At 56.7% G+C, this 10,821-nt stretch carries 9 protein-coding genes, 1 pseudogene and 1 other annotated feature; all 10 genes and pseudogenes read right to left on the bottom strand.

The features are described from left to right. Positions 1 to 108 precede the first annotated feature (108 nt). Positions 109 to 498: a type II toxin-antitoxin system VapC family toxin gene (locus Q0C48_RS03710; RefSeq protein ID WP_291521687.1), complete on the bottom strand. Its 390-nt coding sequence runs from the start codon at positions 496 to 498 to the stop codon at positions 109 to 111. Then, positions 498 to 734 (bottom strand): hypothetical protein, encoded by a 237-nt coding sequence (locus Q0C48_RS03715; protein WP_291521673.1) that lies wholly within the window; start codon positions 732 to 734, stop codon positions 498 to 500. Before Q0C48_RS03715 ends, Q0C48_RS03710 begins: the two co-directional genes overlap by 1 nt. Before the next feature lie 112 nt (positions 735 to 846). Next, positions 847 to 1,353 (bottom strand): tetratricopeptide repeat protein, encoded by a 507-nt coding sequence (locus Q0C48_RS03720; protein WP_291521675.1) that lies wholly within the window; start codon positions 1,351 to 1,353, stop codon positions 847 to 849. 140 nt (positions 1,354 to 1,493) lie between these two features. Further along, complete coding sequence (locus Q0C48_RS03725) at positions 1,494 to 2,504, bottom strand: IS5 family transposase (protein ID WP_291521678.1); 1,011 nt, start codon at positions 2,502 to 2,504, stop codon at positions 1,494 to 1,496. A 196-nt stretch (positions 2,505 to 2,700) separates the two neighbouring features. After that, the gene (locus Q0C48_RS03730) at positions 2,701 to 3,714 is read right to left on the bottom strand and encodes a hypothetical protein (RefSeq protein WP_291521680.1); all 1,014 of its coding nucleotides are present in this window, start codon (positions 3,712 to 3,714) and stop codon (positions 2,701 to 2,703) included. A gap of 198 nt (positions 3,715 to 3,912) precedes the next feature. Further along, the gene (locus Q0C48_RS03735) at positions 3,913 to 6,327 is read right to left on the bottom strand and encodes a YbcC family protein (RefSeq protein WP_291521681.1); all 2,415 of its coding nucleotides are present in this window, start codon (positions 6,325 to 6,327) and stop codon (positions 3,913 to 3,915) included. Then, a complete protein-coding gene (locus tag Q0C48_RS03740; protein ID WP_291521683.1) occupies positions 6,324 to 8,018 on the bottom strand; it encodes a proton-conducting transporter membrane subunit in 1,695 nt (564 codons plus the stop codon). The genes Q0C48_RS03735 and Q0C48_RS03740 overlap by 4 nt, the downstream gene beginning before the upstream one ends. 105 nt (positions 8,019 to 8,123) lie before the next feature. Continuing rightward, entirely contained in the window at positions 8,124 to 9,071 is a 948-nt protein-coding gene (locus tag Q0C48_RS03745) for a LysR family transcriptional regulator (protein WP_291521685.1), read from the bottom strand. A gap of 250 nt (positions 9,072 to 9,321) precedes the next feature. After that, a protein-coding gene (locus Q0C48_RS03750; RefSeq protein ID WP_291521689.1) for an IS3 family transposase occupies positions 9,322 to 10,580 on the bottom strand; the annotation gives its coding sequence in 2 pieces (ribosomal slippage) (positions 9,322 to 10,298 and positions 10,298 to 10,580; 1,260 coding nt in all). Beyond that, positions 10,186 to 10,302: a sequence feature (AL1L pseudoknot), on the bottom strand. It overlaps the preceding gene by 117 nt. Positions 10,581 to 10,657: 77 nt before the next feature. Further along, positions 10,658 to 10,821, bottom strand: a pseudogene (locus Q0C48_RS03755) (IS5/IS1182 family transposase); the annotation flags it as partial.

Below are 10,821 nucleotides of genomic sequence, written 5' to 3' on the forward strand. Positions count from 1 at the left end.
ATCTGTCTCATCGCCCGAATTCAGAGCCGCGCCGGGCGGCGCTGCTGGTGAGCTTGCGGCGTTTCTGAGACGACCCCTTTCTGCGACATGGGAAGTGCAACTGCGCCATCATGCCACCCAGTTCTCGACGATCAGGCCTGCGCCGGCATAGAGATCGAAATCGGCCGTGTTGTTGGTCACCAGGGTGACCCCCAGCGATAAAGCATGCGCGGCAATCATGCGGTCGAAGCTGTTCTTTCTGGCTGGGAATTTCCGGGAGAGCTTTCCAAAGAGGGCCGCCGCGTCCATGTCGAAGTCCTTGGCGGTCAGCCTGCTCAAGAGCGCGGCCATTTCGGACTGGCTGTTATGCACGTTCAGGCCACAACACAATTCAGCCCAGGTGATCGAACTCACCCCAATCTCACCGGGTTTGCAGGCCGCGAACCGCCGGATGACTGACTCCGGCTGCTCCTTCATGAGATAGATGCAGATATTGGTATCCAGCAAGTAGCGCAGCATCACCAAGATCGTTCCGCCTCGACAAACTCCGGCCGCTCAGCGGTGTGCTGTGGGCGAAGCGCAGCGAACAGCGCCGGAAGCGATTCGAGCGAATTCTCCTCAGGCTCCACGATGAGCCTGTTGCCCTCTCGAATCACAACCAATTTGGTGTGCTTCGGGAACGCCATGCTCACAGGGATGCGCACGGCTGGTGAGTTCCCCGCCATGAATTGGCGGGTATGAAAGATCTTTTGCATGACCATCTCCAGAAGTGTTAACGTCACGTTATCACATCGATTGGGTCTATGCAATGGCGCGCTACGCTTTCTCAAAAACGGTGGTTTTGGTCATTCTTTCCAATCGCCTAGCTTAAGTGGCGTCGATTGCTTTCAAAATCCCCTCACTCAGCATGCGCCGTATCAACGCTTGCCCCTCGGCGATCTGGTGTAGCGTAGGCTGAGCACTCTGATTTTCACGGATTTCTGCGGCGAGTTTGTCCGATGGAATGGTTGTCGCTGAGATGTTGTAAAGCGCATATGCGATTACCGCGTCCTGCGGCACGCCCCGGCCGTTGTCGTACATCCGGCCCAAGTTGAGTTGCGCGTCGGCGTTGCCTTGATCGGCGGCCTTGCGGTACCAGTAGACGGCCTGGGCATAGTCTTGCGGCACGCCTTCGCCGTTGTTGTACATGACGCCCAGAAGAAATTGCGCGTCTTTGTTATTCTGGTTTGCAGATTTTTGGAGCCAGAACAAAGCTTTTGCATAGTTCGTCGGCACGCCCTCTCCGTTGAGGTATAAGCTCCCTAAGCTGTATTGAGCGTTGGCATTGCCTTCTGACGCTGCGGCTCTTAACTTGTTTAAGGAACCGCTGATCAACTCCCAGTTTTCCGCGCCTGATCGATTCTCTGCCGATCTCTTTTCATGATGTGGCAGATTCTGCGCAGTGGGTGGCGATTGCGGCGGATATCGGGGTCGTTTTCTCGGGTTTGCGGGGATTTCCCCGTCGTTTTGTGCCCTCAGGACGCAGGTGTGCCTTGCGGGTTCAAGAGCTTGTTTTTGGCCAGCGCCAGATTCACCAGTCCGAACAGGCTGTAGAGCTGGGCGGTGTTCTTCGCCAGTCCCTTGTAGCGGGTCTTCTTGTGACCGAACCGATTCTTGAGCACATGAAACGCATGCTCCACCCGGGCACGCACACGGGCCTTGGCCCGCTCCAGCGCCTGGATCAGGGTCTTGTGTGGACCCTGAGGCAGCTTGTTCACCGTGCTGCGGCGCTGGGCAATCTGCCAGTCCACGTCCGGACGCATGCGGCCTTGCGTCTGCGCCTGGACCACCTCCGCGCGCTGTGGCGCGCCGGTGTAGCCGGCGTCGGCAAACACCTGGGTTTCCTCGCCATGCAGCAGCTCGGCGGTGTGGGCCACATCGCTTTGGTGGGCGGGCGTGGTGTGCAGGCTGTGCACCAGGCCGCTGTCGGCATCGGCCCCGATGTGGGCCTTCATGCCAAAGTGCCACTGGTTCCCCTTCTTGGTGGAATGCATCTCAGGGTCGCGCGTGCCAGTGCGGTTCTTGGTGGAGCTGGGTGCGGCAATGAGGGTGGCATCGATCATGGTGCCCTCGCGCATGAGCAGACCGCGCTCGCTCAGGTGGGCGTTGATCTGGGCAAACAGGGCCTGGGTCAGATCATGGGCCTCCAGGAGGCGGCGGAACTTGAGCAGGGTGGTGGCGTCGGGCACGGCTTGACGCGACAGGTCGATGCGCACGAACTCGCGCAGGGCCTGGCTGTCGGTGATGGCGTCTTCCAGACCTTCATCGGACAGGCTGTACCACTGTTGCAGGAAATACATGCGCAGCATGCGCTCCACGCCGATGGGCGGGCGGCCCACCCGGCCGCTCTTGGGATACACGGGCTCGATCACCGCCACCAGCCGCGCCCAGGGCACGACACGCTCCATCTCGCCAAGAAACTTCTCGCGCCGCGTGATGCGCTTCTTCATGGCATGCTCGGTACTGGAAAAACTGAGTTGGTGCATGGCGGCAAGAGGATCAGAGAATGGGACTCAATGATGCAAGATGTGGGCAGGATAAATCAGCGGCTCCCAAAGACTCACCCGGCGGGTGAGAAGACAACGGGGCTAGTTTAGCCATTTATCCGTTATGAATCAACATCTTATGCTCATTCAGCAGGCTCGTAATCATGGATTCAGGCCCTGGTCAATTAAATAACATTTATAATCTATTCATAACTGTATTTATCGTATTATCCCATAGTGTGAGGTCGGTTTTAAGAAACTGCTCGTGCGGAATGTAGTGCGACCCGTCAGACGAAAAACTTAGCCCGACCGTGCCATTATATATATTAATTGATCCAGATCGAAGGTATATGGAATTTTTACTCATGCGCAACCTGCCTAAGCAATCAAGAATATCTCGCACTTCATCTCGATTAATTATGGCATTTTTTGGATAAATCCGAATTGGATACGCTAAGCAGGTATCAGGGTCCAATAAATCTGACAGACTCAGAATTCGATACCTGAAAGGATCATCCATCTGCCAAATTATCGCCTGGCTACTCGCAAAATGTAATTTCATATGGAAAACGCCGTGAAACTGAATGAGCTCTTCGAGTACACTCATCACTGTAATGAAGTTTTCATCTAGCCTGCTGTTATAATGCTCAAGTTGGGTGTTTGTATGTGTTAGGCCTGTTCCCGCAAAGAAATGACGCGCTCGTCGTTCCTCTTGATAGACTACGTCATTTTGAGGAAGATCACGCAAGGCGAAGTCCGCGCCAAGAAATCCGAGCAGTTTGCCTTCGTGATCGCGCAAAAAAAAGATGGCAGTTATGGATGGGCGCAAAGCATGCTGGCTAATGTAAGCATCGCAGAGCAAAAAATCGATGGCTTGTGTGGTCTCATCAAGATTAGGCCACTGTTGATAGCGCGTCTCCCGGCTCGTATCCAAGTAAGCGGCAACTGACAGTGCCTCGCGCATGTAAGGGCGATCAGAGCGATCACGACCACAGTGTTCCAATATCAGCCCCTCACGAGTTATGCTTGAGCTGACCTGTAATCCTTCTCGATTTAACACGTAAAGATACTTACAGTGTGGAATAGTGTTAAAGTATTTCGCTAATAATTCATCTAGCTCAGAGCGACATGCTATTGTATTATCTAAGTGGCTAATTTTTTGACTACATGAAAGTCCAATTTTCTGCATTGGACCGTAAAATAACTCCATAAGTGCTCTCCGTTGCCGGGATACCACACCGGACACAGGTTCAGGGGGTTGTAACGTGATCGCTTCATGAGAAGCCGCGTCACTGCTGGCAGTGTATAGAGAAGTCATGATGAGAATCCTTTAATGAATTGACTTGGAATCCGGTAAAAACCTGGAAAAGTGGATCGGCAATCAGAACGTTGATTGCCAATGTCTTGTTCAGGATGTCTGCCACTCTCCCGCACCGCGTCGCTCGCGCAGCGACCCGTCTTCAGCAATCTGGAAAATAGTCAGCCAACGGTTATTTACCAGTTGAGCTAGAACCGGAGCATCTGCAATGATTCGGTCTATCGCCTCAAAGGGAGCCTCGACCAAAGCCGACAATCGCAGTGGCTCGTGCTGCAGACCACTTGCGTTATCCCGGAGGGATTGTTCTGATAGACCTACCCGCAGATCACCCCCATTCCCCTCCAGCACCCCCAGTGTGCCGCCCACAACGTTGTGTAAAACTTTATTACCACAGCCTTGGTGCTGATTGTCGATGGTCGATCCGTAATACTGAAGATTAATCCAGTTTGCCACCACGAGGGGCGCTGTAAGAATGAGCTTCAGCACGCTGAAATCAGAGTCCTTTGCCGAATCGTAGTCGTGGAGGAACGCTCTTCCGGCCAGATTACGGCCACGTGTTCGCCAACGGGGCGCAGCAATAAAGGCGGCATTGCCGGCCAGAGCCCACTCGGGCCGGACCTGGGACCAATCGCGCCCACGCATCGTCATATTCCGTGCGACTTCGACAGGTTCCCGTAGGTCCGGCTCAAGGCGCAGCATCCGCTCCATTCGGGTACGATTGGCCGCCTCGTCCAGGGACGCTCGAAGTTCCGCGACCAATTTTGAATTAAGGCGTGAATCGTCCAGGCCACCCAAGATGTTCACCCGATCCGTAGTCGTATCGTGCAGAGCTGGGAGGAAGACGACGTGTGGATCCACTGTCCAACCCTTGGCCAGCAAGCCTTGGCGCACGGCTGGATCGTTGAGGAGGTCTGCTGCTGCTTTGGCGTTTACTTCGCCCGTCTGACCAGCGCAAGCCCCACAATCTAGACCGGCCCGGTGCGGGTTGTTGGTGGTTGAGCTCCCGTGTCCAACCAAGAGAACTACGGGGGCCATCCCGAGATTAAGACCCAAACCGGTCAGAATGAACTCTGCCATCTGCACCCGCTGATCAAGGGTCAGAGATGCAGGCAGAGCGCATTGCAAGCTTGAATGTTCCTTGGCCGTAAGCCCTGCTGCATCGGGGGGAAGGGACGGGCGATGCAAGCCGAGAGTATCGGCAAGGAGTTTGCCAAAGTACGAAGGTCCAGCCGTTTCCACGAAGGAAAAGCAGGACGACGCGGATAACTTGAAATTCTTCCACTCTGCGTTGCGGCGCAAACGACGGAAACGTCGCTGAAAGATGACTTCTGGCCCCGTCTCTTCCACATGGACTTGGGGATTGAGGAGCACGGGCGTTTGGGTCCGCAGGACAGAGTCTCCGCGGCGGCGGTAATCCATCATGATCCCGAAAAAGCCCGCAAAACCGATAGTCTCAACGCCAGGCAGGGCGCTTTCCAAGTGCCGACGATAGACCTCTGAGCGCACATCGATACAGAACGCCGCCTGTATTCGCGCTCCCCCCGCTGCCTGGCCGCGCCGGGAAGGACGCGCACGAATGCTTGCTGCCAATTGACGACGAAAGGCTATTTCGGAAGCGCGCAGTAGAACCTCTCCTCGCCGCGCCTCTTCCAAATCCGAGCTTTTATCGTCGAGAATCCACCCCCGGATTTGTCGCTTCCATGCATCGAGCACCTCTGGTCGTGCGTGTTGTCGTAACAATGCTTCCCAGACCATGCGGATGGTCAGTAAATCTTCCAAGTCATTGTGGATTTGTCCCTGCAGTTCCGCCTGCCACAGCAGGTAGCGACACCAGCTTGCCCAGCCTCCGATGGATTTCAGGAGCACCAAGAGGTAGGCTTCTTCCGCCGCCTTGGGGATATCCAAAACCTGTACGGCCCAGAGTTTTGCCTCATTGGCGTTAAGAGGCAGACTGAGCAAACTGGAGCGTATAGCTTTGAGGCCCATAGGAACCAGGCTGCGATCTGCCAGCGTATATTGCCTCCAAGAACCGAAAAGCCCAAGTTCATGATCTTTGGGCAGGGGCCATAGAGCTTGCCCCTGATCGTAGTAAGCGGCCATAAATCGGCTTATCTGTTCTATTACGTACTGAGACACGGAGGCATGTCCCTGCCGGTTCATTAATTCGGGCAAGCGAGGTAGACGCATTGGTGTCTCTGGGGTCTGCTGCAGATAGGCTAGCCAATCCTCTTCTTCGCTAGGCAAACCCAGGTCCTCTGCCGCATGAGCTATGTCGGACAGGGCTAGTTTGCCGCAATTCAGCTGCTCGGCATACCAACGACGGTCCATGATCATCCGCTCCCCCACCGTCCCATGCAATTGAGCCGCCACTTCGGCGAAAGGCTTATCGGCGAAGCCCCAGTAAGGATTGACAGCAACGAAAGAGTCCAAGGGCCAGACCGGAGCTATCCGTCGGATGACCTGTTCGAAAACGGACTGAGATTTCAAATCATTCGAGTTACTCATTGGACACCTCCAGAATTTTCCAGGGCTGCGCGATTACGGTTGATGGATTCCAAAGACTCCAGAGCCAGATTCTTGGCAGGCAATTCAACGCCGACCTTCTCGGCCCAGAAGCGGTGGGAAAATTGTTCTACCCAATAGTCCACATATAGACCGTGATAAAGGTGGGTGAAGAGGGCGAGTTGCAGTCGCTGAGGCAAAAGCGCTCGCCCCGGCCCCTGTAGCCAGCTCAGGAAGAGAAAACTCCCGGCAATGCAGTAAACGAACAGACTCTGATTCATACTGCCGTCCGTCAGGGGGGGCGCCATATCACGTTGAAAGCCCCAGACGAAGAGGCTGTGAAGCAAGAGATAAGCGCCGCCCATAACCACCGCTAGTGCAATTGCCGTCAGGCGATCCGCCCATGCATCAAAGGAGAAGCCTTTGATCATCAGTTGGGTTAATGCCACAGCCAGGATAACCACCAGAGCTAACCAGACAGGATCCGCCACAGGATTTTCGCCCAAGGCCCAAGCCCCCCCCCCGGAGATGAGTACGCCTAGCACCACCGACACAATCCAGGTTCCGAGCGCAGGTATTTTCTTGCCCCCCGGTGGTACTTGCCGCAGCTGGTCCGTCACACTACCCGAGGACAGAAAGGCGTGCGCTTTATAGAGGGAGTGCCCTATCAGGTGCAAAAGGGCCAATGGGAAGAGACCCAAGCCAAGTTCCAGGGACATGAAGCCCAACTGGGCCGCCGTGGACCAAGCCAACATAGATTTGACGGCTGTCTGAGTAGTCATAACCAGCGAGCCGATAAGTACCGTCAGCAAACCCGCTGCACCCAGGAAAAGCAGAGCCGACGGCACCTGTACCAGCAAAGGACTTGTGCGCAGGGCCACGATGGCACCGCTGTAGACCACACCCGCGTGCATGAGGGCTGAGACGGGTGTGGGTGCCTCCATGACTTGAATCAGCCACCCCTGAAAGGGGAATAAGGCGCTCTTCAGGATCACCGCCGCCACGATTAACCAGGCCGCGACCTGCAAGGTTAGGGGTAATCCGCCGGCCCGCTGGGCGACTTCGCGCAACGCGTCAAACTGAAGGCTGCCCACATCTTGTCCGACCAACACCGTCGCTGTGAGCAAGCAAAGATCCGCCGTACGGCTGAAGATTGATTTCTTATGGGCCGCCATAATGGCTTTGGGACGGTCTCCATAGAACTTGAGGAGCTTGTGGAGACTGAAACCTGTTGCGATGATCCCCAAGGTGAATAGGCCCAAGTTTCCGGAGATGACCACTAACAGGAAAAACCCTGCGGTGAAGGCCAGCAACCGCGCAAAGCGAGCTTGCTGGGGGTCGCCGTCAAGATACTGGATACTGTACTGAGCGATCATCACAATGACGAAGGCCACGAGGGTAGCCAAGGCCAGAGTTAAGCCATTGGCGGTAACGGAAATGGGTAAATCAAAACCCAGCCCTGGCAAGGGCAGACTCGCCAGAATCAGATTGTCCCGCGCACCCAAAAAAAATGTGCCATCGGCCAAAAACACCGCCCCCAAGGCGAAGAGTGCCGCCCAGCGGACACGCTGACGAGCGCTCAGCGCGGAATGGCGGGTCGCCTGGACCCGAGGCAGTGCACTAAGCAAAAGCCCCAGGGGCATGAGGGCCAGGGCTGCACTCGCGAGCCAAGGCGTGGAAAAGTTGGTGAACACGGCTACCTCCTCAGTCAGAAATTGAGGAGACTTTAAGGCAGTCTAACTATTTATTCAAATTGAAATAAAAAATAATGTGTATTTATTTTTATCAATAGTTTGATCTTATAAGTGGCGGGAAAGATCCGGCCAGAGGGCCACGAGACGGCGAGTGATAAAGCTTTCCTGAGAAGTTGAGAACTCCAAGAAACTCTGGGCAATGAGGGACAAAGTCTTGCCCCGAGGGTAGACCAGGTACCACTTTCGCAGAATGGGAAAGTGCTCCACATCCAGAATCTGAATAGGGCCACCGGTTCCCTCGAGGGCCAAGGAGTGGATCGAGAGGATGGAGATCCCCAGACCGCTAGCCACGGCATGCTTGATGGCTTCGTTGCTGCTGAGCTCCATGATGATCCTGGGTTTGAGACCATGTTCAGTAAAAAGGCGCAAATAAGCGTGACGGGTGCCTGAGCCCGGTTCTCGGATCAAAAACGGTGCTTGGGCAATGGCGGCCAACGATAAGGGCGAGTTGCCGGTCACCAAGGGGTGGTTCCGGGAAGCCATCACTGCCAGGGGGTTGTGGGCAAAGGGGATTGCATCAACATCCACTTCGGTCTCCGGTACTTGGCCCATGATGTAGACGTCATCTTCATTGTTCCGGATCCTCTGGATGATTTCGTCCCGGTTGCTCACCTGCATGGCGAACTCAATGCCCGGGTAACGCTCACCAAAGGCAGCTAGGAGTTCGGGGGCAATATATTTAGCCGTCGTCACCACCCCCAGGCGCAGCTTGCCTCGTCGCAGCCCTTTCCGATCTGCCATCTGACTGTTCAGATTCTCCAGAGTACGAAAGATCTCGTCGCAGGCGGCGAAAAGATCTTGTCCAGCACCCGTCGGTCGCACCTGCCTACCCACCGAATTCAGTAGGGGCATGCCCAGCGAGATGGTGGGCTGAGCTAGAAAAAGTGCGTCCGCCGCCCTGGTAAAGCTCCCTAGCCGAACCACTGTCGCAAAGATCTGCAGTTGCCGGAAGCTCACGTGACGAATCAGGGACGAGGCGGGTAGGTTGTTCATGGCGTGCAGAAGTAAGCGGGGTGACGTAGCTAACGCCTTGGAACCGTTCTCATGACTACCTCTGGAATGGACAATCCCATCGGTAACCCTAGATAGTGAACCGCACCGGGTTTCGAGGAGGCTTGTTGGCTTGAGTCCGACCGTGCTGGTCTGACAGTCAAGCGGATTGTTGGGTTTCAGATTCTCTCTCATTCAGCCCCCCGCAGGGGCCGCCGGAGGCGCCCCCCCTGGTTGGGCCATGTTCCATGGCTCAATCCTCCTGTTGCGCTGTCGCGTGGGCAGCCATGATGGCGGGCACGGTCTGGTCTTGACCTCGCCAATAGTTGGCCTCGGCCTCGGCAGGCGGGATGTAACCGATGGGCTCGAGCAAGCGGTGGTGGTTGAACCATGACACCCATTCGAGCGTGGCCAACTCGACCGCCTCGCGCGTCTTCCACGGCCCGCGCCGGTAGATCATCTCCGCCTTGAACAGCCCGTTGATCGTTTCCGCCAGTGCGTTGTCGTAAGAGTCCCCCGTGCTGCCCACCGAGGGTTCGATGCCGGCCTCGGCCAGGCGTTCGCTGTAGCGGATCGAGACGTACTGGCTGCCACGATCGCTGTGATGCACCAGGGTGCCATCGCGCTGAGAGCGGCGCGCATAGAGCGCCTGCTCCAGCGCATCCAGCACGAAATCGGTCTGCATCGAGGTGCTGACTCGCCAGCCGACGATGTAGCGCGCAAAAACGTCAATGACAAAGGCCACATAGACAAAGCCCTGCCAGGTCGACACATAGGTGAAGTCCGCCACCCAGAGTTGGTTGGGTCTGTCGGCCTTGAACTGGCGATTCACACGGTCCAGCGGGCACGCCGCTTTGGCATCGGGCACCGTGGTGCGCACCCCCTTGCCGCGGCGCACGCCTTGCAGCCCGGCGCGCCGCATCAGCCGCTCGACCGTGCAGCGCGCCACCGTCACGCCTTCACGCAGGAGTTGGCGCCAAACCTTGTCGGCGCCGTAGACCCGCAGATTCTGGTCGAACACGCGCTGCACTTGGGGCAGCAGGATGGCGTCACGCTGTGCCCGCGCAGGCAGCAGCGCGGGGTTGCGCACACGCGCGGCGTAACGCCGGTACGCCGACGGGGCAACCTGCAACGCGGTGCAGATCGGCTCGACCCCGTGAGCACCCCGGTGCTCATCGATGAAGGCGTTCACTTCTTGAGCTGGCGGTCGAGCTCCGCCTGGGCGAAATAGGCGCTGGCCAGCTTGAGGATCTCGTTGGTCTTGCGCAGCTCGCGCACCTCACGCTCGAGCTCCTTGATGCGTTGCTGCTCGGCGGTGGTTGCGCCGGGGCGCTTGCCGCTATCGCGCTCGCCTTGGCGTACCCACTTGCGCAGGGTCTCAGCCGTGCAGCCGATCTTGCCGGCAATGGACTCCATCGCCGCCCACTGCGACGGGTACTGGTCTTTGGCATCGAACACCATGCGCACCGCGCGCTCGATGACCTCGGGAGAATACTTCGGGGACTTCCTCATCATGGCTCCATTCTCTCAATCGAAGGAGCCTCCTCAAAAACCGGGGCGATTCAATAGTGTTGTCACGAGATTCGGAGTCAAAGGGCGAGACAGCGGATTTGCACGGCGGTAGCGAATGAGGCGAAGGATTTCGCGTAGCGCGTCACGATTCCCCTCCATCGCTTGAGATGCAGGAATGCGTTCTCGACCAGGTGGCGCAGCTTGTAGAGCGCTTTGTCGTACGTTCTGGGTTCCTTGCGGC

The organism is Acidithiobacillus sp. (assembly GCF_023255755.1).
GTDB lineage: Bacteria > Pseudomonadota > Gammaproteobacteria > Acidithiobacillales > Acidithiobacillaceae > Acidithiobacillus.